This is a genomic window from Agromyces luteolus (assembly GCF_009729855.1).
Taxonomy (GTDB): Bacteria; Actinomycetota; Actinomycetes; order Actinomycetales; family Microbacteriaceae; genus Agromyces; species Agromyces luteolus.
This window is the reverse complement of the sequence record NZ_WODA01000023.1, coordinates 171553-196594: the sequence shown is the minus strand read 5'-3', so window position 1 is coordinate 196594 and position 25042 is coordinate 171553. Positions and strand designations below refer to the sequence as shown.

Annotated in this window: 27 protein-coding genes; 16 read left to right on the top strand and 11 right to left on the bottom strand. The window is 73.4% G+C overall.

Translation table 11 applies throughout. The annotated features are described in order from the left end of the window. Positions 1-17 precede the first annotated feature (17 nt). A complete protein-coding gene (locus GLX25_RS12805) occupies positions 18-713 on the top strand; it encodes a helix-turn-helix domain-containing protein (protein WP_155842833.1) in 696 nt (231 codons plus the stop codon). Between the two features lie 8 nt (positions 714-721). Here GLX25_RS12805 and GLX25_RS12800 read toward each other — a convergent pair whose 3' ends face one another. Both GLX25_RS12800 and GLX25_RS12795 read right to left on the bottom strand, forming a co-directional pair. After that, positions 722-1777, bottom strand: a complete 1056-nt coding sequence (locus tag GLX25_RS12800) for a zinc-dependent alcohol dehydrogenase (protein ID WP_240898360.1) — start codon at positions 1775-1777, stop codon at positions 722-724. Between the two features lie 5 nt (positions 1778-1782). After that, entirely contained in the window at positions 1783-2094 is a 312-nt protein-coding gene (locus tag GLX25_RS12795; protein WP_166548788.1) for a Dabb family protein, read from the bottom strand. A gap of 141 nt (positions 2095-2235) precedes the next feature. On the opposite strand from GLX25_RS12795, the gene GLX25_RS12790 reads away from it, so the two are divergent. Continuing rightward, entirely contained in the window at positions 2236-3264 is a 1029-nt protein-coding gene (locus GLX25_RS12790; protein ID WP_155842830.1) for a ketopantoate reductase family protein, read from the top strand. 20 nt (positions 3265-3284) lie between these two features. Here the strand turns inward: GLX25_RS12790 and GLX25_RS12785 are convergent, their stop codons facing one another. Beyond that, a complete protein-coding gene (locus GLX25_RS12785; protein WP_155842829.1) occupies positions 3285-3968 on the bottom strand; it encodes a GntR family transcriptional regulator in 684 nt (227 codons plus the stop codon). Positions 3969-3978: 10 nt separating this feature from the next. Next, the gene (locus GLX25_RS12780) at positions 3979-4506 is read right to left on the bottom strand and encodes a VOC family protein (RefSeq protein WP_155842828.1); all 528 of its coding nucleotides are present in this window, start codon (positions 4504-4506) and stop codon (positions 3979-3981) included. Between the two features lie 156 nt (positions 4507-4662). Between GLX25_RS12780 and GLX25_RS12775 the strand changes: the two genes are divergently transcribed. Together GLX25_RS12775 and GLX25_RS12770 are read left to right on the top strand one after the other, a co-directional pair. Continuing rightward, a complete protein-coding gene (locus GLX25_RS12775; RefSeq protein ID WP_155842827.1) occupies positions 4663-6849 on the top strand; it encodes an alpha-ketoacid dehydrogenase subunit alpha/beta in 2187 nt (728 codons plus the stop codon). Then, a complete protein-coding gene (locus tag GLX25_RS12770; protein WP_155842826.1) occupies positions 6849-8051 on the top strand; it encodes a dihydrolipoamide acetyltransferase family protein in 1203 nt (400 codons plus the stop codon). The genes GLX25_RS12775 and GLX25_RS12770 overlap by 1 nt, the downstream gene beginning before the upstream one ends. Positions 8052-8055: 4 nt before the next feature. Here GLX25_RS12770 and GLX25_RS12765 read toward each other — a convergent pair whose 3' ends face one another. Beyond that, a complete protein-coding gene (locus GLX25_RS12765; RefSeq protein WP_166548787.1) occupies positions 8056-9204 on the bottom strand; it encodes an ROK family protein in 1149 nt (382 codons plus the stop codon). A 215-nt stretch (positions 9205-9419) separates the two neighbouring features. On the opposite strand from GLX25_RS12765, the gene GLX25_RS12760 reads away from it, so the two are divergent. The 7 genes from GLX25_RS12760 to GLX25_RS12730 all read left to right on the top strand — a co-directional run bounded on the left by GLX25_RS12760 (position 9420) and on the right by GLX25_RS12730 (position 16625). Next, positions 9420-10553, top strand: coding sequence for a substrate-binding domain-containing protein (locus tag GLX25_RS12760; RefSeq protein WP_155842824.1), 1134 nt, complete (start codon positions 9420-9422; stop codon positions 10551-10553). A 78-nt stretch (positions 10554-10631) separates the two neighbouring features. Next, complete coding sequence (locus GLX25_RS12755; protein ID WP_155842823.1) at positions 10632-11639, top strand: phosphotriesterase family protein; 1008 nt, start codon at positions 10632-10634, stop codon at positions 11637-11639. Beyond that, the gene (locus tag GLX25_RS12750; RefSeq protein WP_155842822.1) at positions 11636-12613 is read left to right on the top strand and encodes an ROK family protein; all 978 of its coding nucleotides are present in this window, start codon (positions 11636-11638) and stop codon (positions 12611-12613) included. Before GLX25_RS12755 ends, GLX25_RS12750 begins: the two co-directional genes overlap by 4 nt. Next, on the top strand, positions 12610-13590 hold the full coding sequence (locus tag GLX25_RS12745; RefSeq protein WP_155842821.1) for an ABC transporter permease: 981 nt from the start codon (positions 12610-12612) through the stop codon (positions 13588-13590). Before GLX25_RS12750 ends, GLX25_RS12745 begins: the two co-directional genes overlap by 4 nt. A 4-nt stretch (positions 13591-13594) precedes the next feature. Next, entirely contained in the window at positions 13595-14821 is a 1227-nt protein-coding gene (locus tag GLX25_RS12740) for an alanine racemase (protein ID WP_166548786.1), read from the top strand. After that, the gene (locus tag GLX25_RS12735; protein ID WP_155842820.1) at positions 14818-15549 is read left to right on the top strand and encodes an ATP-binding cassette domain-containing protein; all 732 of its coding nucleotides are present in this window, start codon (positions 14818-14820) and stop codon (positions 15547-15549) included. The genes GLX25_RS12740 and GLX25_RS12735 overlap by 4 nt, the downstream gene beginning before the upstream one ends. Beyond that, positions 15546-16625, top strand: a complete 1080-nt coding sequence (locus GLX25_RS12730) for an SIS domain-containing protein (protein ID WP_155842819.1) — start codon at positions 15546-15548, stop codon at positions 16623-16625. The genes GLX25_RS12735 and GLX25_RS12730 overlap by 4 nt, the downstream gene beginning before the upstream one ends. Positions 16626-16651: 26 nt before the next feature. On the opposite strand, the gene GLX25_RS12725 is transcribed toward GLX25_RS12730, so the two are convergent. The 3 genes from GLX25_RS12725 to GLX25_RS12715 form a co-directional block, all read right to left on the bottom strand. Then, complete coding sequence (locus GLX25_RS12725) at positions 16652-17047, bottom strand: YybH family protein (protein ID WP_155842818.1); 396 nt, start codon at positions 17045-17047, stop codon at positions 16652-16654. 69 nt (positions 17048-17116) lie between these two features. After that, complete coding sequence (locus tag GLX25_RS12720; RefSeq protein ID WP_155842817.1) at positions 17117-18418, bottom strand: glycosyltransferase; 1302 nt, start codon at positions 18416-18418, stop codon at positions 17117-17119. After that, positions 18415-19044 carry a TetR/AcrR family transcriptional regulator gene (locus GLX25_RS12715; RefSeq protein WP_205719890.1) on the bottom strand — a complete coding sequence of 210 codons (630 nt, stop codon included), beginning with the start codon at positions 19042-19044 and terminating at the stop codon, positions 18415-18417. Before GLX25_RS12715 ends, GLX25_RS12720 begins: the two co-directional genes overlap by 4 nt. 92 nt (positions 19045-19136) lie before the next feature. Between GLX25_RS12715 and GLX25_RS12710 the strand changes: the two genes are divergently transcribed. Together GLX25_RS12710 and GLX25_RS12705 are read left to right on the top strand one after the other, a co-directional pair. Further along, on the top strand, positions 19137-20024 hold the full coding sequence (locus tag GLX25_RS12710; RefSeq protein ID WP_155842815.1) for a DNA-formamidopyrimidine glycosylase family protein: 888 nt from the start codon (positions 19137-19139) through the stop codon (positions 20022-20024). A 6-nt stretch (positions 20025-20030) separates the two neighbouring features. Further along, a complete protein-coding gene (locus GLX25_RS12705; protein ID WP_271192468.1) occupies positions 20031-20480 on the top strand; it encodes a hypothetical protein in 450 nt (149 codons plus the stop codon). Between the two features lie 72 nt (positions 20481-20552). Here GLX25_RS12705 and GLX25_RS12700 read toward each other — a convergent pair whose 3' ends face one another. Beyond that, positions 20553-21140 carry a TetR/AcrR family transcriptional regulator gene (locus tag GLX25_RS12700; protein WP_155842814.1) on the bottom strand — a complete coding sequence of 196 codons (588 nt, stop codon included), beginning with the start codon at positions 21138-21140 and terminating at the stop codon, positions 20553-20555. Between the two features lie 159 nt (positions 21141-21299). On the opposite strand from GLX25_RS12700, the gene GLX25_RS12695 reads away from it, so the two are divergent. After that, positions 21300-22352: a 2,3-butanediol dehydrogenase gene (locus GLX25_RS12695; protein ID WP_155842813.1), complete on the top strand. Its 1053-nt coding sequence runs from the start codon at positions 21300-21302 to the stop codon at positions 22350-22352. Positions 22353-22423: 71 nt separating this feature from the next. After that, positions 22424-22900, top strand: coding sequence for a GNAT family N-acetyltransferase (locus GLX25_RS12690; RefSeq protein ID WP_271192469.1), 477 nt, complete (start codon positions 22424-22426; stop codon positions 22898-22900). A 12-nt stretch (positions 22901-22912) separates the two neighbouring features. On the opposite strand, the gene GLX25_RS12685 is transcribed toward GLX25_RS12690, so the two are convergent. Continuing rightward, positions 22913-23701, bottom strand: coding sequence for a DUF2306 domain-containing protein (locus GLX25_RS12685; RefSeq protein WP_155842812.1), 789 nt, complete (start codon positions 23699-23701; stop codon positions 22913-22915). 158 nt (positions 23702-23859) lie between these two features. Between GLX25_RS12685 and GLX25_RS12680 the strand changes: the two genes are divergently transcribed. After that, positions 23860-24027: a hypothetical protein gene (locus tag GLX25_RS12680; RefSeq protein WP_155842811.1), complete on the top strand. Its 168-nt coding sequence runs from the start codon at positions 23860-23862 to the stop codon at positions 24025-24027. 57 nt (positions 24028-24084) lie between these two features. Here the strand turns inward: GLX25_RS12680 and sigJ are convergent, their stop codons facing one another. Next, the gene (sigJ, locus tag GLX25_RS12675) at positions 24085-25020 is read right to left on the bottom strand and encodes an RNA polymerase sigma factor SigJ (RefSeq protein WP_155842810.1); all 936 of its coding nucleotides are present in this window, start codon (positions 25018-25020) and stop codon (positions 24085-24087) included. Positions 25021-25042 lie beyond the last annotated feature (22 nt).

The window sequence follows — 25042 nt, the reverse complement described above, 5'->3', positions numbered from 1 at the left end:
GAACAGGGGAACCACACATGGCGGACAGCCTCGGTGAACGCCTTCGCGAAGCACGCCTGCAGCGCGGACTCAGCCTGCGGAGCGTCGCGCAGGCGCTCGGGGTCTCGGCGAGCCTCATCTCGCAGGTCGAGATCGGCAAGACCCAGCCGTCGGTCGCGACCCTCTACGCCCTGGCCAACCACCTCGGCGCCTCACTCGACGACCTGCTCGGCATCGGCGCGCCCGGCGGGGCGCCCGCGCCGTTCTACGGGCACCGCGGGCCGGCACTGCCTCCCGTCCAGCGGGCGGACGAGAACCCGGTCATCGAGATGGAGAACGGCGTTCGGTGGGAGCGCCTCGCCGTCGGCAGCAGCGGGCCCGCCGACGCGCTCCTCGTGACGTACGAGCCCGGCGCGAGCAGCTCCGTCGAGGGCAAGCTCATGCGCCACGCGGGCGTCGAGTACGCGTACCTCATCGAGGGGCGGCTCACGCTGCACCTCGAGTTCGACACGTACACGCTCGGCCCCGGCGACTCGCTGGAGTTCGACTCGGTGCGCCCGCACCTCTACGTCAACGAGGGCGACACGGTCGCGAAGGGCGTCTGGTTCGTCGTCGGGCGTCGCCAGCAGAACCAGTCGATGCCGACGGCGCCCGGTACGGACACGTCGACCGGCTCTCCGGCCATCGGCTCGGCGGTCGACGTGCTGCGCTCGATGGACGAGCTCGGGGCCTGACGCGCGAGCTAGTCGCGGACGTGCACCGCGGGGCGCGCCTCGGAGATCCACGGATCGACGAGTGTCTTGATCCGTCGGGGTCCGCCGCGCAGCATCGGCTCGAGCGCATCGTCGGCCACACGTTCGAGCGGGATCGCCTCGCCCGCGACATCCGACCAGTCGTGCCTCGTGCCGAGCAGGCGCACCGCGTCGGGGAAGTCCGTCGCGAAGACGTGCGCGACCGTGCCCACGACGAGGAACTCGCCGAGGGTCACCCGCGCGAGGTGCAACTGCGGTTCGCCGCGCTGCACCCCGACCGGCACGATCGTCGCGCCGGGCTTCGCCGCCTCGAGCACGGAGGCCAGGCCGGGAGCGGAGCCGCTGACCTCGAAGAACACGTCGGGTTCCAGGCCGGCCGCGGCGAGATGCTCGGCGAGGGGCGTCGTGCCCGCACGCAGCGTGCTCGCGGCACCCAGCCGCAGACCGAGCTCGAGTCGCTCGTCGTTCGGGTCGACGACGAGCACGCGCGCACCGGTCGCCGCCGCCGCGAACGTGATGAACGCGCCGATCCCGCCGACGCCGACGATGACCGCCTCCTGTCCCTCGCGCAGGCCGCTGCGGCGCACCGCGTGCACCCCGATCGCCATCGGCTGGGCGAGGCCGAGGGTGTCCATCGGCAGGCCCGAGTCGGACACGTCGAGCACGATGCCCGCGGGAGCGGTCACGTACTGTGCGAGCCCGCCGTCGTGATGGAACCCGATCGTCGTGTAGCTGCGGCAGAGGTTCGTGCGCCCCTGCCGGCACGGACCGCACTCGCCGCACGAGACGCCCGCTCCGCACACCACGGTCGCGCCGACCGCGACCGAGGTCACGCCATCGCCGACCGCCGCGACGGTGCCGGCGAACTCGTGCCCGAGCGTCACCGGCGGCTGCGCGAGCACGAGCCCACGACCGTACTCCGTCGCGTCGCTGCCGCACACGCCGCAGACGCCGACGCGGATCAGCACCTCGCCGGGCCCGGGCTCGGGCACGGGCACCTCGTCGATGCTCAGCCGCCCGACCTCGTGCAGCACCGCGGCGCGCATGGAACTCACCGGAACGAGCCCTCCTCGACCGGCAGCTGGACGGCGCTGCGCTCCGCGATCATGCGGCCGAGCAGCCGGTCGTAGACGCCCTTGTGCGACGGGTGGTCGAGGTAGGCGTCGAGCCCCGCGGCATCCTCGACTATCGCGGCGACGCCGTAGTCGGCACCGGCGGGCCGCAGGTGCAGGTTCGGGCCCGCGGCATAGGAGCGGATCTCCGGGATGCGGCCGGCCATCTCGAGGAGGGCGTCGGTGAGGTCCGCGACATCCGTCTCGGTGACGTCGTCGTTCCAGCGGAACGTGGCGATGTGGAGGATCATGGCTCCTGCTCTCGTCGTCGAGAAGTGTTCACCCTCGATGAACATCGAAGGCTCGATTCGTCCAAATTATCAGCGAACCGGCGCGTCGGTGTACATCGCTGCTGTATCCTCGTCGCGTTCCGATGGAGGTGCGGAGGCGTCATGGGCGAGCAGCGGATCGCGGTGCTGGGGGCGGGGGCCAACGGGGCCTCGATCGGTGCCGACCTCACGGCGGCGGGGCTCGACGTCGTGCTCATCGAGCAGTGGCCGGCCCACGTCGAGCGCATGCGCGCCGACGGGCTGCGCATCCACTCACCGGAGGGCGAACTGCACGTGCGGCCGCGGACGATGCACCTCTGCGAGGTCGCCGAGCTCAAGCACGGCTTCGACGTCGTGCTCATGCTCATGAAGGCGTACGACTCCCGGTGGGCGGCCGAGCTCATCGCGCCGTACCTCGAGCACGACGGCCTCATGGTCGGCGTGCAGAACGGCATGACCGCCCGAACGGTCGAGGAGGTCGTCGGTGCACGCCGAGCGATCGGGTCGGTGATCGAGTGCTCCGCGACGATGGACACGCCGGGGGTCGTCGAGCGCCACACGGGCGTGCCGCGCTCGTGGTTCGCGGTCGGGGCGCTGCCCGGCGGCCCGGCCGAGCGTGTCGACGAGATCGCCGCGCTGCTCCACCACTCCGGCGCCGTGCAGGCCGTCGACGACATCCAAGCCGCGAAGTGGATGAAGCTCGTCAGCAACAGCACGCTGCTCGTGACCTCGGCGATCCTCGGGCTGCCGATGCTCGACGCGCTGCACCTGCCGCGCTTCCGCGACGTGATGGTCGCGGCGGGGAACGAGGCGCTCGCCGTGGGCGTCGCCCTGGGCCATCCGATCCTGCCGATCTTCGGGCTCCAGCCCGACGAGGTGGCCGACCCCGACCGGGTCGTGGACATCATGACCGACAAGCTCTTCGCGGGCTTCGTCGTGCCCGGCGCGACCACGACCGTGCTCCAGGACTGGCGGAAGGGTCGGCGCAGCGAGGTCGACGACCTCAACGGGCGCGTCGTCGCGGAGGGCCGGCGCGTCGGTGTCCCCACCCCCGTGAACGCGGCGGTCGTCGCGCTGGCGCACCGCATCGAGCGCGGCGAGCTCGAACCCGACCCGTCGCACCTCGAGGCCCTCGTCGCGGCGCTCACCTGAGGCGCGTCGGTGCCCGGGCCTCAGGCCTGCAGGGCTTCGAAGAGCTCCGGATGCCGCGACAGCCGCCGCCGGGTGCGTCGGATGTGGCCCGCCAGCACGCGCTCGGCGTCGTCGACGTCGCCGTCGCGGAGGTCCGCGACGATCAGGTGGTGCTCGTCGTGCACGATGCGGGCCGCATCCGCGCCCATGGACCGGGAGTAGGCGCGGCGGTACGGCTGCGTGGTGTTCCACAGCTTCACGACGAGCTCGCCGAGCTGGGTCGTCGTCGCGCCGCGATACGCCCCGAGGTGGAACGCGCGGTCGAGCTCCAGGAACTCGTCGACGTCGCTCGTCTCCGACATCCGCTCGGCCAGGCGCTGCAGGTCGTCGAGGTCCGCCTCGGTCAGGTGGGGCGCGCTGAGGCGGAGCAGCAGCGGCTCGAGCCGCTCGCGCATCTGGTAGATCTCGTCGCACTCCGCGAGCGTCAGGCGCGAGACCCAGGCGCCCGTGTTGGCCACGAGCGTCACGAGGCCGTCGTGCTCCAGGATCCGGAGCGCCTCGCGGACGGGGACGCGGCTCGCGCCGAACTGCGCCGCCACGTCCTCCTGGCGGATGCGCGTGCCCGGCGGCACCTCGCCCCGGAGGATGCGCCCCCGGAGCTGCTCCGCGATGCGCGCGCCCGCGTCGCCGCCGCGCGTGCTGCGCCCGCCTGTCGTGACCGTCATGCCCTCATGCCTAACGGCTCGGGTGCGCCGGGTGCCAGAGCGTGCGGTCGAGACCGCGCTCGTAGGCCTTGCCGTCGGGGAAGCTCACGAGCTCGAACTGCATGCCCCACGGGCTGAGGAAGTAGACCCAGCGCTGGCCCTCGCTCGCGTTGCGGCTGACGGTCGGCTCGCCGAGCACGCGCACGCCCTCGGCGCGGAGGTACTCGACGGCGGCGTCGAGGTCGTCGACGTAGATCGCGAGGTGGTGGCCGCCGAGGTCGCTGTTGCGCGGCACCGGCCGCTGGCCGTCGGCCGGCTCGTACTCGAACACCTCGAGGTTCGTGCCGTTGCCGAGGCGGTAGAACCGGAGCCGCCGCATCACGGTGCGCGGGTGCACGTTCAGGTGCTCGGCCATCCAGTCGCCCTCGTCGAACGCGAACGGGCCGAGCTCGTAGAAGCGCTCGGCGCCGAGCACCCGCACGAGGAAGTCGTCTGCCTCGTCGAGGTCGGGCACCGTGACGCCGAGGTGATCGCTGCCGCGCATCCCGGGGAGTGGCATCGCATCCTCCTTGATTGGATACAAGCATGGCCCTTCGGATGGAGAAAGTCGAGGATGTGACGTGCGAAGGGTTCCGATTGGATGCAATCGGGTCTAGCATCAGGACCAGCGCACGCATCGCGCGCACGCATCCTTCATCGACGGAGAAGAGGGACGATGCCCGAACGCAGAACGCTCGATCCGGCCCGGCCGTGGATCCAACTCGCGACGACGCCCGAGGACTGGGAGGCGGCCGACCCCGCGCTGCTCACGGGCATGCTCGCCCAGCTCCATCTCATCCGCGCCTTCGAGGAGACGGTCCTCGACCTGGCCGCGGACGGGCTCGTGCACGGCCCGGCGCACTCGAGCATCGGTCAGGAGGGCGGGGCGGTCGGCTCGATCATCGGCCTCCGCTCGAGCGATGCGGTCAACGGCTCGCACCGCGGGCACCACCAGTTCCTCGCGAAGGCGCTCACGCACGTCGCGGGCGGACGGCACGGCCTCGCGGGCGTCGCCACCCCGCCCGTCCAGGAGGTGCTGCAGAAGACGCTCGCCGAGATCCTCGGTCTCGCGCAGGGCTACTGCCGCGGGCGGGGCGGGTCGATGCACCTCCAGTGGTTCGAGGCGGGTGCGCTCGGCACCAACGCGATCGTCGGCGGCGGCGTGCCGATGGGCGCCGGCAACGCGTGGGCGCAGCGGCACGCGGGCACCAGCGACCTCACCGTGAGCTACTTCGGCGACGGGGCGGTGAACATCGGCTCGGTGCTCGAAACCATGAACCTCGCCGCGGCGTGGGAGCTGCCGTTCGCGTTCTTCATCGAGAACAACCGGTACGCCGTCTCCACCAATGTCGACGAGTCGACGGCCGAGCCGCGACTCTCGGCACGCGGCCTCGCGTTCGCCATCCCCGCCTGGCGGGTCGACGGCATGGACCCGCTCGCCGTGCACCTCGCGATGCGCGAGGCCGAGGCGGTGATCCGCGCCGGCGACGGACCGGCCGTCATCGAAGCCGAGGTGTACCGCTACTTCCACCAGAACGGCCCGTACCCCGGCAGCGCGTTCGGGTACCGCAGCAAGGACGAGGAGGCCGAGTGGCGCGAACGCGACCCCCTCCTCCGGGTCGCCGGGGAGCTGGAGCGACTCGGCCTGGCCTCGGCCGACGATCTCGCGAGCGTCCGCGAGCAGGCGCTGGCCGCCATGCGGGCGGCGACCGGCGAGCTGCTCGAGGACGACCCCGAACGAGAGGGCAAGCGGCGCATCCGCCCCGACCTCTGGCCCGATCCGGAGTTCGTCGACGTCGGCGTCCGCGGCGACGCGAGCGAACTCGCGGGCGCGCGCACGCTCGAGCCGATCGGCGCCGACGTGCCCATGGCGCCTGCGAAGTTCGTCGACGCCGTGGCATCCGTCATGGGCCGCCGCATGGAGGCCGACGAGCGGATCGTCGTGATGGGCGAGGACGTGCACCGCCTCGCCGGCGGCACGAACGGTGCGACCAAGGGGCTCGCAGCGCGATTCCCCGACCGCGTGCTCGGCACCCCGATCAGCGAGAACGCGTTCGTCGGGCTCGGCGGCGGCATGGCGCTCGACGGCCGCTTCCGGCCGGTCGTCGAGTTCATGTACCCGGACTTCATGTGGGTCGCCGCCGACCAGGTCTTCAACCAGATCGGCAAGGCCCGGCACATGTTCGGCGGCGTGAACCCGGTGCCGCTCGTGCTCCGCACCAAGGTCGCCATGGGGTCGGGCTACGGCTCGCAGCACCTCATGGATCCCGCGGGCATCTTCGCGACGAGTGCCGGATGGCGCATCGTCGCGCCGTCGACCGCGGCCGACTACGTCGGGCTCATGAACGCCGCGCTCGCCCTCGACGATCCCGTGCTCGTCATCGAGCACGTCGACCTGTACGGCCTCCCGGACGAGATCCCGGAAGGTGACCTCGACTACCAGTTGCCCTTCGGCCGGGCCGGCATCCGGCGCACGGGGAACGACGCGACGATCATCAGCTACCTCTCGATGGTGCGGCACTGCCTCGAGGCCGTCGAGCAGACCGGCTTCGACGCCGACGTCATCGACCTGCGCTGGCTCGACCGGGCGTCGATCGACTGGGAGACGATCGAGGCATCGGTGCGGAAGACCAACGCCGTGCTGATCGTCGAACAGGGAGCCCGGGGCACGTCGTACGGCGGATGGCTCGCGGACGAGATCCAGCGACGATGCTTCGACTGGCTCGACCAACCGGTCCAGCGGGTGACGGGCGGCGAGGCGAGCCCGAGCATCTCGAAGGTGCTCGAACGCGCGGCGATCGCGCGCACCGAGGAGGTCGTCGCGGGCATCGAGGCGCTCCGCGCCGGCATGGGCGGTGCGTGATGGCGACCGTCGTCCGGATGCCGGAGGTGCTCGCCGGGGTCACCGAGGCCGCGATCCAGGCCTGGCTCGTCGAGACCGGGCAGGAGGTCTCGGTCGGGACCCCGCTCGCGGAGGTCGAGACCGAGAAGGCCGTCGTCGAGTACGCGGCCGAGGCGGAGGGGACCGTGCTGCGGCTGCTCGTCGATCCGGGCGCCGCGGTCGCGATCGGCGAGCCGATCGCGGTGATCGGGGCGCCGGGGGAGACCGTCGACGACGGAGATGGGCCGGATGCAGCGCCGGATGCCGCGCCCGCGACCGGGTCGGCCGTCGGCGAGGGTCGCCTGTTCGCGAGCCCGATCGTGCGACGGCTCGCCCGCGAGCAGGGGATCGACCTCGCGCGGCTGCACGGCACCGGCCCCGGCGGTCGGATCGTGCGGCGCGACCTCGAAGCACAGGCGGCGGGCGCGGCATCCGCGTCACAGCCTGGGGAGACCACGGCCGCCGCGGCGACCGCATCGGCGACCGCGGCCGCTCCGGCCGAACTCGTCGAGGAGGTCCCGCTCACCCGGATGCGACGCGCCATCGCACGCCGCGTCACCGAGAGCTCCGCCACCGTCCCGCACTTCTTCCTTCGCGCGGACTGCCGTGTCGACGAGCTGCTCGAGCTCCGGCGACGCGTGAACGAGGCCGCGCCGGTCAAGGTCTCGCTGAACGACTTCGTCGTGAAGGCGTGCGCCGGGGCCCTCGCCGACGTGCCGGAGGCCAACGCGACGTGGGGCGAGACGGTGATCCACCGGCATCGCAGCGCCGACATCGCGGTGGCGGTCGCGATCGACGACGGACTGCTCATGCCGGTCGTGCGCGGCGTCGACCGGCTCGGGCTCGTCGAGCTCGCGGCGACGACGGCCGACCTCGCGGAGCGGGGACGCTCGGGCCGGCTCCGCCAGGACGAGCTCGAGGGCGGCAGCTTCGCGGTCTCCAACCTCGGCATGTACGGCACCACTGAGTTCTCCGCGATCATCAGCCCGCCGCACGCGGGCATCCTCGCGGTCGGGGCGGCGCGCCGGATGCCGGTCGTCGACGACGAGGGCGGGCTCGGCGTCGCGGCGATCATGACCGTGACGCTGTCGGCCGATCACCGCGTGCTCGACGGCGCGCTCGCGGCCCGCTGGCTCGCCGCGTTCCAGCGGCGGATCGAGCAGCCGCTCTCGATCCTGCTCTGAATCGTCAGACCGCCGCGGCGACCGGCAGGTCGCCGAAGGCGCGTTCGTCGATCCCCATGGACCGGTACACCTCGTGCAGGGCGGCGACCACGGCGCCCGTCGCGCCGGCGAAGTCGCCGAGCTCGGAGGCCGTGAGGCGCGGCGCCGTGCCCAGGTGGTGCTCGAGGACCGTCTCGTAGCGGCCGAGGTCGCGGGCGAGCGACTTCGCGATGCCGCCGCCGAGCACGATGACCTCGGGTTCGCACGACACGGTCGCGGCGGTGAGGACGATGAGCATCGCCTGGTCGAAGTGCGCGCGGAGCGCGCGCACGGGTTCCGAGGCGTCGGTCGCGAAGAGGTCGGCGGGGGAGCCGAGCCGGACGCCGGCCTCGGCGGCGAGGCGCATGATGCCGGGGCCGGTCACCATGAGCTCGAGGCGCGTGCCGAGGGGGCCCGCGGGCAGCTGCCCGAACTCGCCCACGACGCCGCGCGCCCCGCGGAGGATCCGGCCGTCGATCGCGATGCCGGCACCGAGGCCGGCGCCGATCGTGACCATGACCGCCGTGGGCGCCGCGCGCGCGGCGCCGAAGTGCTGCTCGCCGAGCAGGGCGAGGTTCGCGTCGTTGTCGGCCCCGACCGGCCGGTCCGCGGCGAGGCGGACGAGCTCGAGGAAGCCGGGCGCCTCCACCTGCGGCAGGTTCGGCGCGTTCGAGATCGTCGAGCCGTCGCGCCCGACCGCGCCCGGCAGGCCCAGGTACAGGCGCTCGACGCGGTCCCACCGATCGCCCGCGAGGTCGCGTGCCGCCGAGGCGAGCCACTCGGCGAGCTCCGCGGCATCCGCTCGGACCGGTGTCGCGAGTTCGCGTCGCTCGACGGGGGTGCCGACGAGGTCGGCGAGCAGGATGCGCGCGTTCGACGCGCCGAGGTCGACCCCGACGACGAACGTGCGGTCGGCGACGACGTCGAGCAGCACGGCCCGGCGGCCGCGCTGTTCCGACACCAGCTCGGATGTCTCGACGAGGACGCCCTCGGCGATGAGCTGCTCGACCGCGCGAGTGACCGTCGCGGCGGAGAGGCCGGATGCCGCGGCGAGCTGCTTCCGGCTCGCCGGCCGGATGCGGAGGAGCTCGGTGAGCACCGCCATCCGGTTCAGCTGTCGCGTGTCGTTGACCATCGCTCTCCCCGATTTCAGTGCAATCTGAGCGTAAATCATGGCAGACGGATGCTGCGGGGGAGGCTCCGGCGCGTTCGGCACGGCGATTTCCGAGAATTCCCTTGACTTTGATTGCTGGATGAAATCAAAATGACAGCGCACGCTCGCCGTCGACATGCACCAGGCCGGCCGGTCGTCGCACCCAGGTCACGTCCCGCACAGGAAGGTCCCACACCATGGCACGATCACCGTTCGCCCCGACGCGAGTCCTCCGGGTCTCGCTCGTCGGCGCCGTCGCATCCGCCCTCATGCTGAGCGGCTGCGCCGCCCAGGGAACCGCCGCCGCTCCGGCCGAGCCGAGCGCGGCCGCCGCCGAGCCCAGCCTCGAGTTCGAAGGCCCGAACGGCGAGGTGCCCGGCGCGCTCGCCGAACTCGAGCTCACCGACGACGAGCTCGCCGAGGTGCAGGCCGGCGACTACACCGCCGCGTTCGTGTGGCACACCTCCGGCGACTTCGTCGCCGCCGTCGAGGAGGGCGCCCGTGCCGAGTTCGAGGAGCTCGGCATCGAGGTCGTCGCCAGCACGCAGGCGAACTTCGACGCGGGCACGCAGGCCAACAACGTCCAGACCGTCATGGCCCTCGACCCCGACATCGTCGTCGCCATCGCGGTCGACCCGACCTCCGCGGCGAAGTCGTTCCAGCCGATCCTCGACGCGGGCGCGAAGCTCGTCATCATGACCACGCCGCCCGAGGGATACGCCGCGGGCGACGAGTTCGTCTCGATCGTCACCGAGGACCTCGCGAAGGCCGGCCGTGCGAACGCCGAGATCCTCGGCGACGCGCTCGACGGCGAGGGCGAGGTCGGCGTCCTCACCTTCAACGCCAACTTCTGGTTCACCAACCAGCGCGACCGGTCGTTCACCGACTGGCTCGCCTACGAGTACCCCGACATCACGGTCGTCGAGGAGCAGGGCTTCGCCGACGAGACCGCGACGCAGGCCGCCGCCGCGGCAATGATCGCCAAGAACCCGAACCTGACGGGCATCTACGTCTCGTGGGCCACCGCGGCCCAGGGCGTGCTGGCTGCCATCCGCGCCACCGGCCGTACCGACATCCAGGTCGTCACCAACGACCTCGACACGACCGTCGCCGCCGCCATGGTCACGGGCACCAACGTCGCCGGCATGGTCGGCAACGGGTCGCTCGACATCGGCGCCGGGCTCGCCCGGGCGGGAGCGTACGGCGTGCTCGGCAAGGACGCGCCCGAGCTCGTGGCATCCGACCCGACCAAGGTCACCGCCGACAACCTCGTCGAGGGTTGGCAGGCCGACTACGGCGTCGAGCCGCCCGCGAGCGTCACCGGCGGTTGATCATCGGGGGAGGGGCCCGACCGGCTCGCGGCCCCTCCCGCCCCGGCGATCCGCCGGAACGAAACGAAAGGACATCGGATGGCCGACGTCATGACCGTGCGCGGTCGGGTGCCCTCCTCCGAGCTCGGCCGGATCATGCCGCACGAGCACCTGCTCTCGCTGACGCCGGGCCCGTGGCTGACCGCGGGCACGCGCGACGACCGCATCGACCTCGCGGTGGGCGCGCTCGCCGGACTCGCCGCGCGCGGCTTCGGCACCGCCGTCGACCTCTCGCCGTACGGCGTGGTCGGGCGCGACCCGGACGGCGCGGAGATCGCGATGCTCGCCGAGGTCTCCGAGCGCAGCGGGCTGCACATCGTCAGCGGTACCGCGTTGTACCTCGAGGCCTACGCGCCCGTCTGGGCGCGGGAGGCCACCATCGACGAGCTCACGAGCCGGTTCATCGCCGACGCCGTCGACGGCATCGGCGGCAGCGGCATCCGCGCCGGGGTCTTCGGCGAGCAGGCGACGAGCCTCGGCGAGATCACCCCCTTCGAGGATCGCGTGCTGCGCGCCGTCGCACGCGCCCACCGCGAGACCGGGCTCGCGATCATGACGCACACGACGCACGGCACCATGGCGCACGAGCAGGTCGACCTGCTCGCCTCGGAGGGCGCCGACCTCGACCGCGTCGTGATCGGCCACCTCGACACGCAGCTCAGCGTCGACCTGGCGAGGAGCATCCTCGACCGGGGCGCGCTCATCGCCGTCGACACCATCGGCAAGGAGGTGTGGGACTTCTTCCTGGAACCGGCACCCGACCGGCCCGACGGGGAGTTCCCGAAGCGGTCGTTCGCCCGCTCCGACGAGGGCCGCGTCGCGTTCGTCGCCGACCTCGTCGCCGACGGGTACGCCGAGCGCATCGTGCTCGCGCAGGACCTCACGGGCGCCGAGGTGTGGATGAACCCCGGCACCCACGGACAGCTCGGCTACGCGTACCTCGCCGAGCGCTTCCTCCCGGCGCTCGCCGCGAACGGGGTGCCCGAGGACGCGATCGAGCAGATGACGGCGCGCACGCCCGCGCGCCTGCTGGAGGTGGGCGCATGAACGGCGCGGGCGAGTACGTCACGGAGAACCGCGTCGGGCGCGGGCTGGTCGTCGGCATCGACCTCGGCGGCACCAAGGTGCGCGCCGGCGTCGCCGCCCTCGACGACTCGGGCAGCGGCGCGGCGCCCGGCCGCCCGCTCGCCGAGGTCGAGCAGGCCACGGCCGCCGGTGGCGGGCGGGCGCTCGTGACCCAGGTCGTCGACCTCGTGCACGAGCTCTGCGCCGCGGTCTCGTCGCCGGTCGACGCGGTGCGCGCGATCGGCATCGGCGGTGCCGGCGTCCCCGTCGACGCGCACGGCGGATTCGAGCAGGCGCCGAACCTCGGCGACCTCGCCTCGTTCAGCCTCGCCGACGAGCTGCGGCTCGCGCTCGGCGCCGCCGTCGTGCTCGAGAACGACGCCAACGTCGCCGCGCTCGGCGAACTCGTCGCCGGCGTCGGCGCCCGGCACGACGACTTCGCCTTCGTCTCGATCGGCACGGGGATCGGGATGGGCGTCGTGCTCGACCGCGCGCTCGTGCGCGGGGCCGGCAACGCCGCGGGAGAGATCGGGTACCTGCCCATCGGGGGCGACCCTCTCGACCCCGCCGCCCACCGGCGCGGACCGCTCGAGGAGGTCGTCGCGGGCGACGCGTTCGCCGCGCGCCTCGGCCCCGAGGCATCCGCCCGGGACGTCTTCGACCTCGCCGCACGCGGCGACGGCCGCGCGATCGCGGCCATCGACGAGGAGGCGAAGTGGGTCGCCCACGCGATCGCCGCCGTCGACGCGATCGTCGACCCGGGCCGGTTCGTGCTCGGCGGCGGGATCGGCTCGCGCCCCGAGCTCCTCGCGGCCGTCCGCGCCTGGCTCGCCCGCCTCGGCCGGACCGACCTCCCCGTCACGATCAGCGAGCTGGGCGGCGAAGCGCCCGTGCTCGGAGCGCTGCACCTCGCCAGAGCGGCCGCCGGCCGCACCCACGAAGGAGTCCACGCATGACCATCGCCCCGACCAGGGCGCCCGCCGAGAAGGGGGTGCAGCTCGTCGTCCGCTCGTGGCGCCAGTACGTCGTCTACGTCGGATTCGTCGTGGTGTTCCTGTACTTCGCGGCCACGCAGGGCGCGAGCTTCCTCAACGGCACGACGCTCGTCAACATCGTCACGCAGGCGACGCCGATCACGATCATGGCCGTCGGAACGGTGTTCGTGCTCAGCCTCGGCGAGATCGACCTCTCGATCGGATCGACCGTCGCCCTCGCGGCCCTCACAGCCGCCGTGACCCTCCAGGTCTCAGGTGCGTGGTGGGTCGCCGCGCTCGCCGGGCTCGCGGTCGGCGCCGTGGTCGGCCTCGTCAACGGCCTGTTCGTGACGCTCGTGCGGCTGCCCTCGTTCCTCGTCACGCTCGCGACGATGGGGCTCGTCGCGGGCCTCGCGCAGCAGATCACGAACCTCCAGTCGGTCCCCGTGACCGATGAGGCCTTCGGATGGCTCTTCGGCGGCGGCACCCTCCTCGGCATCCCGATCCTCATCTGGTGGTCGGCCGTCGCGGCGGTCATCGGATGGCACGTCCTCCGCCAGCGCCGGTTCGGCGCCCACGTGCTCGCCGTCGGCAACACCGCCTCGGCGGCTCGCGTCTCGGGCATCCGGGTGACGCGCGTGCGCATCGCGGTGTTCATGCTGAGCGGCACGACCGCCGCGCTCGCCGGCCTGCTCTACGCCGGTCGCCTCGCCGGGGCCACCTACACGCTCGGCACCACCGACCTGATGAGCGTGCTCGCCGCGGTCATCGTCGGCGGCACCGCGCTCACCGGCGGCAGGGCGTCGATGATCGGGGCCGTGGTCGGCAGCCTGTTCATGAGCATGATCAACTACGGCCTGCTCCTGGCCGGCCTCACCGTCGCGCAGCAGGAGATCGTGCGCGGCGTCATCATCCTGATCGCCGTCTCGTTGTCGCTCCGCGGCAAGAAGGGGAGCTGAGCCCGTGTTCCTGTCCCTCCTGCGCCGCCGCAACCCGCGGCTCATCGACGCCGCCGTCGCCCTGCACCGGTCCGGCGAACTGCCGCCGAACACGTACGTCATCGACCTCGACGCCGTCGAGCGCAACACCGCGGTCGTCGCGGCCGAGGCATCCCGGCTCGGGCTCACGCCGTTCGCGATGACCAAGCAGATCGGCCGGAACCCCGACGCGTCGCGCGCCATCCGCGCGGGCGGCATCAGCCACTCGGTCGGGGTCGACCTCGAGTGCGCCGTCGCGGCCGCCGCCGGCGGCCTGGCATCCGGCCACCTCGGGCACCTCGTCCAGATCCCGAGGCACCGGGCGCGCGAGGCCGCGGCCCTGCGGCCGCGCTACTGGACCGTGTTCTCGGAGGAGAAGGCCCGCGAGGCGGGCGCCGCCGCATCCGCCGCCGGGTACGTGCAGGACGTGCTGCTGCGGATCGTCGGCGACGGCGACCGGTTCTACCCCGGGCACGAGGGCGGGTTCGACGCGGCAGGCGTCGTCGAGGCCGCGCGACGCGTCGACGCCATCCCCGGCGTGCGGTTCGCGGGCGTCACGAGCTTTCCGGCGACCCTGTTCGATCGCGCGGCGGGCGACATCGTGTCGACCCCGAACCTCGCGACGCTGACGCGCGCGAAGCGCGCCCTCGAGGCGGCCGGCTTCCGGGACGTCGAGCTGAACGCGCCCGGCACGACCTCGACCGCTGCGCTCGAACGGCTCGCCGAGGCGGGCGCCACGCAGGTCGAGCCCGGCCACGGCCTCACGGGCACCACGCCGCTGCACGCCGTGCGCGACCTCGACGAGGAGCCGGCGATCGCGTACGTCTCCGAGGTGTCGCACCTCTGGAACGACCGGGCCTACGTCTTCGGCGGCGGCCTCTACGTCGACCCGGTGCTCGGCGCCGCCGAGACCGAGGCGCTCGTCGTCGGACCCGGCGGCGACGCGGCATCCGTCACCGCGCGCCCCGTCGAGATGCCCGCTCCCGAGGCGATCGACTACTACGCGACGATCCCGGTCCCCGACGGCGGGGCGCGCGCCGGCGACACGGTCGTGTTCGGCTTCCGGCCGCAGGTGTTCGTCACGCGGGCGCTCACCGCCGGCATCCGCGGTCTCGACGCGGGCGAGCCACGCCTCGCCGGCCTCTGGTCGGCCGACGGTTCGAAGCCGCTCACCATCGCCGACGCGATCGACCAGACGGAGGACGCACGATGAACCCGCTCAGCCTCTCGGGCATCAGCAAGCACTTCGGCGGCATCGTCGCGATCGAGCGGTTCGACCTCGAGGTCGAGGCGGGCGAGGTCGTCGCGCTCGTCGGCGACAACGGCGCCGGCAAGTCGACGCTCGTGAAGATCATCTCGGGCGTGCACCAGCCCACCGACGGCGAGATCCGGCTCGCGGGCGAGCGCGTGGCGTTCCGGGATGCCTCGGACGCCCGCGCGAACGGCGTCGAGGTCGTCTACCAGGACCTCGCCCTGGTCGACCTCCAGCCCGTCTACATGAACCTCTTCCTCGGGCGGGAACTGCGGCGGAAGCCCTTCGGGCTGCTCGACCGCGCCGAGATGGCCCGGCAGACCCAGCAGCTCGTCGACGACCTCGACGTGCGCATCCCGACGGCGAAGGCGACGCTGAGCGACCTCTCGGGCGGCCAGCGGCAGGCGATCGCCATCGCGCGCGCCACGCACTGGGCGAGCCGGCTCGTGCTGATGGACGAGCCGACCGCCGCGCTCGGCGTCGCTGAGACCGCGAAGGTCGAGGAGCTCATCCTGAAGCTCAAGGCGCGCGGCGCCGCCGTGCTCGTCGTGAGCCACAACATGGAGCAGGTGTTCCGCATCGCCGACCGCGTGACCGTGCTCCGCCGCGGACGGCAGGTGGGCACCACGCGCGTCGCCGAGACGAGCCACAACGAGCTCGTGTCGATGATCACCGGGCTGAGCTCGTGAGCGGCGGCGCGATGGCGCCGGCCGCGCCCGGCGGGCCCGGCGCCCTCATGCGTGCGGAGATCGCCGAGCAGCCCGCGCGGTGGCGCGACCTGATCCCGACCCAGCGACCCGCGTGGGAGGCGGCCGTCGACGCCGTCCGAGCCGCGTCGCCCCAGCTCGTGGCGTTCGTCGCCCGCGGCTCGAGCGACCATGCCGCGATCTACGGCCAGTACCTGGTGCCGTACGTCCTCGGCCGCCCCGCACTCCTCACCACCCCGAGCCTGCACAGCGTGCTCGGCGTGACGCCCGCGTACCCCGCCGGCGTGCAGGTCGCGATCTCGCAGTCAGGACGGTCGCCCGACCTCGTGGCCACGGCGGTCGGGCTCCGGAGCGCGGGGCTCCCGCTGGTGTCGATCACGAACGACGCCGCGAGCGGTCTGGCGCGACTCGCCGATGCGCACCTGGACCTCGTGGCGGGACCCGAGCGGTCGGTCGCGGCGACCAAGAGCTACACGGCGGAGCTGCTCGCGGTGCACACGCTCGTGCGGGCGGTCGCGGGCGACGGTCTCGTCCGGCTCGCCGAGGAGATCGACGAGCTCGCCCTCCGGGCGGAGCGGCTGCTCGAACGGCTGGCGTCCGAGATCGCGCCGATCGTCGAGGCCGTCGCCGGCGTCGAACGCGTGCTGGTCGTCGGCCGGGGCGTGTCGATGGCCTCGGCGAAGGAGGGCGCGCTGAAGCTGATGGAGACCTCGGGGATCGCGGCGTCGGGGTGGAGTGCGGCGGATGCCGCGCACGGTCCGCTCGGGCAGGTCGACGTCGGCACGCTCGTGATCGCGCTGACCGGGGCCTCGTCGGGTCGGGCATCGGTGGTCGAGTTCGCCGCGGCCGCGCAGGTCCGCGGTGCGCGCATCCTCGAGGTCGGGCCCGCCGTCGTCGCGGGGTCGACGTCGATCGACGCCGCAGCCGAGGTGCCGGACGAGCTCGTGCCCGTGCTCGAGGTCCTGCCGCTGCAGGTGCTCGCGGCGGAGCTGTCGGTCCGGCGCGGGCTGGACCCCGACCGGCCCGCGGGGCTCCGGAAGGTCACCCTGACCCGGTAGGCGCCCGGGGAATCGCCGGTTCGCCGTCACGCCATCGTGTCGGCGTGCCGGTGCACGACCTTCCACTCGCCGTCCTCGCGGCGGTACACCTGCGTCGAGCGCACGGTGAAGGTGCTGGGCGTGCCGTCCTTCATCGCCGAGATGCGCTCGTAGCCGACGGTGTAGGCCATGTCGTCGGCCACGTCGAACGAGATGAGCTCGAACGCGTAGTCGGTGCACGCGGCGAAGCTCGCGGCGACCCCGTCGAACGCGTCGAGCAGCTCCGAGCGCCCGACCGCGTTGCGCCATGCGCCGAGCACGCTCACGTCGTCGGAGGCGGACCACGTCGACCGCCTCGGACCGGCGTCGCCGTTGAACAGGGCTCGCTCGGCCCGGACGAGCGAGTTGTTGATCCAGATCAGGAATTCCTCGCGGTCGTTCATGGGTTCAGGATCCTCCCGTGCGGCCTCGGGCACAACGGCGGCGCCGACCGCTCGCGCGGCGGCGAGGGGTCACGGATGCCGCAGCGCGTCGCTCCTCGGCCGGGCGGCGAGCCGCTCCAGCACGTCGAGCGCCTTCGCGGCGCCGTCCTCCTCGGCCATGCGCGCGGCCGCGGCATCCACCGCCGACCGGTGCTCCGGTGCCGCCGCGAGCGCGTCGGCGAGGCGGTCGGCGGTCAGCCTCCGATGCGGGATCGGAGCGGGTGCGAGCCCGCGGTGGTGGAGCATCGCACCCCAGAACGGCTGGTCGGCGATGAACGGCACCACGATCGACACCGTGCCCGCCGCGGTCGCCGCCTGCACGGTGCCGATGCCGCCGTGGTGCACGGCGGCCACTGCGCGGGGGAGGACCGCGGGGTGATCGACGGAGCGCGTCACGAACACGTCGTCGCCGCGCACGTCGTCGGGCACGGCGATGCCGCCGAGGCCGGTCGCGACGAGCAGGCGGATGCCGCGGGCCCGCGCCGCCGCGACGAGGGCGCGTCCGCGCGCGGCGGGGTCGCCGGCGGCCATCGAGCCGAAGCCCGCGTACGCGAACGGCCCGCCGGCGAGGAATGCGGCGAGCGCCGGGTCGGGTGTCGCGGCCGGGGTCGTCGCGGCGGCGGCATCCGGTGCGGCGGCACTCGGGGCCGCGGCATCCGCCGTCGCGTCGCCGGTCGACGGGGCGCTCGCACGCCACACCCCGGTGAGCACCGCCGACTCCGGCCAGTCCGCCGGGCGCGGCAGGATCTCCGGGCTGATCGGCAGCAGGGTCGCCGCGGGCGGCGACGACCGGCGTGCGCGGGGCACCCCGAGCACCCCGGCCGCCTCGTCGACCTCGCGCCGGAACATCCCCGCGGCGGCGGCGCCTGCGCGGTAGGTGAGCCGGTTCAGCGGGCCGAGGCTGCGCGCCACGGTCCCGGCGGCGGGGAACTCGCGCGTCGGCGTCATCGCGGGCACCAGCTCGACGAGCACGTGCGGGATGCCGAGCGCGTCGGCCGCGAGCGGCGCCGAGAGCACCTTCGGATGCCACGCGATGACGTCGGGCCGGAACTCCAGCGCCGAGTGCGCCGCGTTCACGATGACCGCTCGCATCACGGGCCGCACGACCTCGCGGAGGTTCCGCATGGCGGCGAGCGGCGAGACGCCCTGCGACTCGATCAAGGCCGAGAAGTCGGCCTCGAGGCTCCGGACGTCGATCCCGGTCGTGTCGACGCCGGAGCGGTCGGGGATGGCGAGCCGGACGTCGTGACCGGCCGCCGCGGCCCGGCGGGCGACCGTGACGAACGGTTCCACGTCGCCGCGCGACCCCGCGGTGACGAGCAGGAGCTTCATCGTGCCTCCTCGGCGGTGAGAGCGGTGGGGACGAGGCCGGTCGCGGCGAGCAGCCGGTCGTCGGTGACGAGCCCGTCGGTGTACAGCTCGGCGAGCGGCGCGGCCAGGCGCGCGAGCGCCGCCTCGGCATCGCCGCCCGCCCAGGCGGCCAGCCGGTCGAGCAGCAGGAAGGGGGCGACGCCGAGGAGCACCAGGGCGACGGCCTGCGCGTCCGGGTCGCGCGAGGGCCGGAGCCATCCGCTCGTCGCGCCGTCGTCGATCGACGCGCGCGCGACCTCGCGAAGACGGTCGAAGAGGGCGTCGGATGCCTCGCCGCCGTCGCCCAGCATGCGCGCGAGGTAGGGGCCGTGGCTGCCGAGCACCTCGCCGAGCACCTCGGACGGGGCGGCGGCATCCTGCTTGGCGGCGATGAACCGCGCGACGCGCGCGTCGCACTCGTCGCGGAGCGCCTGCTTGGTGCCGAAGTGGTGCGTGACGAGGGCGGTGCTGACGCCCGCGCGGGCCGCGATGTCGCGCATGGTCGCGGCGTCGTACCCGTGCGCGGCGAAGCGGTCGAGCGCGGCGGCGACGATGCGGGCGCGTGCCGTGAGGTCGGCGTCGTGGTCGACGGGCGAGGCTGTACGCATGTACAGCATTCTGACTCGTCGTACAGCCATTCGCAAGGGGGAGTGGCCGGACACCCATTGGCAGCGTCGGCGGCGCGTGCGAGGCTGGCCGTATGCCGGAATCTCCGGAGGTCCAGGCCCTCGTCGACGAGCTCGAGTCCACGCTGCGCGGGCGCGCCGTCGCGTCGGTCGACGTGGTCGAGTTCCGGGTCACGAAGACGCGGAGCCGTCCGCTCACGACGCTCGTCGGCGAGCGGGTGCTCGGCGTGACGCGGCACGGCAAGCTGCTCGCGATCGACTTCGACGGCTCCGAGCTGCTCGTCGTCTCGCTCGGGCGGCACGGGTGGGCGCGCTGGGGGGCGGGTGAGACGGATGCCGCGGCCGACGCCGCTGCCGCGTCCGCCGACGCGCCCGCGGACACCGAGCCGCCACCGCCCACGCTCGTGTCACTCGAGTTCGACGGCGACGCCGTGCTCGAGCTGACGGATGCCGGCGGCTGGGTGTCGCTCGGATGCTGGGTGGTCGACGAGGCGAACGAGGTCGCCGCGATCGCCAAGCACGGCCCCGACCCCGCCGACCCGGCGTTCACTCGCGCCGAGTTCGACCGCGCCGTGGCCGGGCGCCGCAAGCAGCTCAAGGCGATCCTGCAGGAGCAGGAGTCGCTGGCGGGCATCGGCAACGCCTACTCCGACGAGATCCTCTTCGCGGCGCGGCTGTCGCCCGTCGCGCACGCCGCGACCCTCGCCGACGACGAGCTCGCGCGCCTGTTCGAGGCGACGACGAGCACGATCCGCGACGCGATCGAGGCGCGGCGCGGCATCCCGATCGACCGCCTGAAGGCGGCGAAGGTCGCCGCCATGCGCGTGCACGGTCGCGCGGGCGAGCCGTGCCCGGGCGACTGCGGTGGCGAGATCCGCGACTTCTCGTTCGCGAGCACGACCGCGCAGTACTGCCCCGAGTGCCAGACCGGCGGCGAGCTCCTGCCGCTCAAGGAGGGGTAGGCGGCGGTGCGCGACCACGGTCGGCACGGCGCCGGCGCAGAGTCATCCGCCCCGCCCGTCGTCGTCATCGTCGACGTCGCGAACGTGATGGGTTCACGGCCCGACGGCTGGTGGCGCGACCGCGCCGGTGCCGCGACGAGGCTGCTCGAGCGGATGCCGCACCTCGTCGGCCGGGAGGTGGCGGCGCCCGACGGGGCCGGCGGGCCGATCGTCGCGATCTCGAGGATCGTCGCCGTGCTCGAGGGGGCGGCGAGGGCGGCGACCGCACCGCGGGGCGTCGACGTCGTGCGGGCGCCGGCCGACGGCGACGGCGCGATCGTCGACGAAACCGCTCGGCTCGCCGAGGCTGGGGAGCGGGTGCTGGTCGTCACGGCCGACCGCGGTCTCCGGGCACGGCTCGATGCCGGCGCGCTGGTCACCGGGCCGGGCTGGTTCAACGAGGTGCTCGGGCGCTGAGGCGAGGGGAACTCTCCCTCCGGGTCTCCGCGTCCAGAGGGTGTCGACCGGCTCGAACCGGCGCCTGACGGCTCACTCGGCCCACCACCACGGTGCCGAGACCGCGAGCGTGCTCCGGGCGATGTCGTCGGCGTCGCCCGCGGCTCCGGAGCGCAGCCAGTGCTCGATGACGCCGACCGTGCCCGCTGCGCCGTACGCGGCGTAGAGCGCGTGATGATCGGCCCGCGAGAGGTCGCCGGCGGCGATGGGCGCGACGCCCGGATGGGTGTCGAGGTACTCGACCAGGGCCTGCTCGATCCGGCCGACGAGCATGCCCCGCACCGGCTCGGCGAGCCCGGGCGCCATGGCGTTCAGGTAGACGGCGCGATGCCCGGAGACGTGCGCGAAGAGCTGGTGCTCGCCGCGTTCGAAGCGTTCGCGCGCCTCGCCCTCGAACGTCGCGAACTCGTCGACGGCGGCATCGATTCGTTCCGCGAGGGCGCTCGCGAGCAGGTCGGCGACCCCGGTCGCGTGCCGGTAGAACGTGTCGCGGCTGATGCCCGCGGCGCGCGCGATCGCGGCGACCGAGACGTCGGCCAGCGGCATCCGCTCGACGGTCTCGACGACGGCACGGTGCAGGGCGGCGCGCGTGCGCACCTGTCGGGGATCGGGCTCGGTCATATCGCCTCCTGAAGGCCATTATCGGACAGGTGTCAGATAAGTGGTACCGTGGAACACGGATGTCCGACGACGGACACCCGACTCGTGGTCGCACCGCGTGAATCGAACCGCGGCCGTCGCGCCCTCGAGCCACACCCCACGAGCAAGGAGTCGCACACGATGCGAGCAGTCGTCTTCCACGGCAAGGAGGACCTTCGGGTCGACGAGATCGAGGAGCCCACGCCGGGCCCCGGCCAGGTGAAGCTGCGCAACGCGTACGCGGGCATCTGCGGGTCCGACCTGCACGTCTACTACGCACCCGCCGAGGCCGGCCTCGATCTCGAGAACCCCCACCCCGTGACCGGCGCCACGCTGCCGCAGGTCCTCGGCCACGAGTTCGCCGGCACCGTCGTCGAGGTCGGCGAGGGCGTCGACGGCGTGAAGGTCGGCGACCGTGCCGCCGTCTGGCCGATCTACTACTGCGGCCAGTGCGCCGCGTGCCGCAAGGGCGCGTACAACGCCTGCCGCACCATCGGCTTCCACGGCCTGACCTCGCACGGCGGCGGCATGGCCGAGTTCACGACCGTCGACGCGACCAAGCTGCACGTCCTGCCCGAGTCGGTCGACCTGCGCCTCGGCGCGCTCGTCGAGCCCATGGCCGTCGCCTGGCACGCCGTCGAGAAGGGCGGCGCGAAGGCCGGCGGCTCGGCGCTCATCGCCGGTGCGGGCCCGATCGGCATCGGCGTGTGGTTCGCGCTCAAGGGCCACGGCGTCGAGAACGTCATCGTCTCCGAGCCGAGCCCGGTGCGTCGCGCGGCGATCGAAGCGCTCGGCGCGACCGTGGTCGACCCGTCGAGCGAGGATCTCGGCGCCCGCGTCGCCGAGCTCACGAACGGCGACGGCGTGGATGTCGCGTTCGACGCGGCCGGCGTCGGCGTCGCCGTGGCATCCGCCCTCGCCAACCTCGCGCCGCTCGGCCGGCTCGTCGTCGTGGCGATCCACGAGAAGACGATGGACTTCTTCCCGACCCAGCTCGTCATGGGCGAGACCGAGGTCGTCGGCGCGCTCGGCTACCTGCCCGAGGACTTCGACGCCGTCATCGCCGCGATGGCCGAGGGCCTCTACGACACCACCGGCTGGGTCGACGAGATCGGCTTCGACGCGGTCGAGGAGACGATCCACACCCTCCGCAGCGGCAAGGGCATGAAGTTCCTGGTCTCGAGCGAGGCCTGATCGCGGCGGCCCCCGTCGTCCCGACGTGGGCCCGTCACGAGCGGGAAACACGCGCGCGGCAGAATGAACCGGTGAGCACCGCCCCCGCCCTCGACATCCGCACCGCCGACCTCGCGGACCCCCGCGTCATCCGCCTGCTCGAGGATCACCTCGCCGACATGTTCGCGACCTCGCCCGCCGAGAGCGTGCACGCGCTCGACGTCTCAGGACTCGCGGTGCCCGAGGTGACGCTCTGGACGATCGGCGACGGCGACGACCTGCTCGGCTGCGTGGCGCTGAAGCAGCTCGATCCCGCGCACGGCGAGCTGAAGTCGATGCGAACGGATGCCGCGGCCCGCGGCCGTGGCCTTGGCGCACGCTTGCTCGAGCACGTCCTCGCCGAGGCGTCCCGTCGCGGCTACGCGCGGATCAGCCTCGAGACTGGCGCCGAGGAGTTCTTCCGCCCGGCGCGCACGCTCTACGCCAAGTACGGGTTCGCCGAGTGCCCGCCGTTCGCCGACTACGCGCTCGACCCCAACAGCGTGTTCATGACGCTCGAGCTCGGCTGACCGCGGCGACGCTCACGCGGTGACGGTTCGCGGCGCGATCCGGTACGACGGCAGGCCGCGCCGACGGATGAGCCACTCCGCGACCAGCAGGTTCGGCAGCCAGCAGAGGAACGGCACGACCGCGTACGCGTTCGCGAACGCGGCGTCCGCGTCGAACCCGGCTGCGCCGGCGAACGGGACCTGGGCGAACATCAGCAGCGGCAGCCAGATCCGCAGCGTGACGGCGGCGTAGGTGAGCGCGAAGGTCCGCATCATCCAGGCTCGGTGCGACGGCACGTCGCCGGTGCGGATGGCGCGGTAGCCGCGCCATCCGGAGACCACCCACAGCACGGCGAGGGTGCCGAAGCCGAACGTGCCCACGAGCCCCGCGGCGCTGAACGGGGCGAGCGCCAGGCCCGCGAGCCCCGCGATCGCGATGGCGACGAGCGCGACGCGCCCGGTCCAGCGATGCACGCGCGGGGCGCGATCGCGCAGGCCCCGCCAGAACTGGAACGGGCTCGCCACGAGCGCGATGCCGCCCGCGACGATGTGGACGTAGAACGCCACGAGCACGAACGCCGGCTGGGCCGCGTAGTGGTCGGCGAGGCCCCCGGCGCCCGACTCGGCGAGCGCCGGCAGTGACGACGTCAGGTACGGCACGACTGCGAAGGCCGCGATGCCGAGCGAGGAGAGCAGGATCCAGGTCCAGCCGATGCGGGTTCCGAGGTGCGGGCGGTCCCGCTCCGGGTGCGCCGGTGCGACCGCCCGGTCACCTCGCGGATCGGGCTCGGCGGCGGCGAGGGCGGTCTCGGTCGTGGTCATGACGCGACGGTATCGGCGGCCGTCGGCGGCGGGCATCCGGCGAACCCCCGGATGCGGCGGAGGGCTGCCCGCCGGCGCCTCCGGGTGGCATCATGGCCCACGTGCGGGCCGAGTCCGCGGCCGTCCGGCCGCCCGGTGCGCGACGTGGAGGGGGAGCGATGGACGACCTCACGGGAACGGCGACCGAGCGGATGACGCAGCTGCGCAGGGCCGGCAACGGGAAGGATGCCGCGTGGCTCGAGCGCCAGCTCGTGTCGGCGCTGCAGGGCTGGCAGGACACGGAGGACGCGCTGACGAAGCTCCGGGAGACGCGCGAGGACTTCTAGCCGGGAGCGGACGACCCGCCGGTGGGGCCGCCGGTCGGGCCGCGGACGACCCGCCGGTCAGCCCGGCGAGTTCCAGAGGCGCAGCTTCTCGGGGTTGCGCATGATCCAGATGGTCGCGATGCGGTCGCCGCGCACGTCGGCGATCAGCACGCTGTCGATCGCGCCGCCCTCGCCCATGGCGAGCGTGAGTCCGTCGGCCGTCTCGGCGACCGACAGTTCGAGCGCGGGACCGCGCTTCTCCTTGAGGCCGAGGATGAACCGGGCGACGTGGTCGCCGCCGAGCACCGGTCGGATCGCCGCCGAGGCGAGTCCGCCCCCGTCGGAGACCAGCCGCACGTCGGGGTCGAGCACGGCGAGCAGCTCGTCGAGGGCGCCGGTCGCGGCCGCAGCCATGAACGCGCGCACGACCTCGTCGTGGTGCTCGCGCGTCGCCGCGCCCGATCGCCGCTCGCGCACGTGCCGCCGCGCCGAGGAGGCGAGCTGCCGGCACGCCTCGGGCGACCGGCCGACGATCTCGGCGATCTCGGCGAACGGCACCGCGAACACGTCGTGCAGCACGAACGCGACCCGCTCGGCCGGGGTCAGCGACTCGAGTACGACGAGCAGCGCCGTGCTCACCGACTCGTCGAGCGTGACCCGGTCGAGCGGATCCTCCGATCGCGGCGCTGCGAACATGCCGGCGCCGCCGGGCAGGGGCTCGGGCAGCCACTCGCCCACGTACGACTCGCGGCGCGCACGCGCCGACCCGAGCTGGTCGAGGCAGACGCGGCCGACGACGCGGGTCAACCAGGCGGCCGGGTTCTCGATGGCGTCGCGCTCCGGTGGCGAGAGTCGCACCCAGCGCGCGTAGGTCTCCTGGACGGCGTCCTCGGCGTCGGCGACGGTGCCGAGCATGCGGTACGCCAGGCTCATGAGCAGCCCGCGCTCCGCGTCGAGCACGGCCGGGTCGAAGCCGCGCAGGGAGTCGCGGGCGTCGCCGCCGTCGGTCGTCATGCCTCCACCTTCCCACCGGATG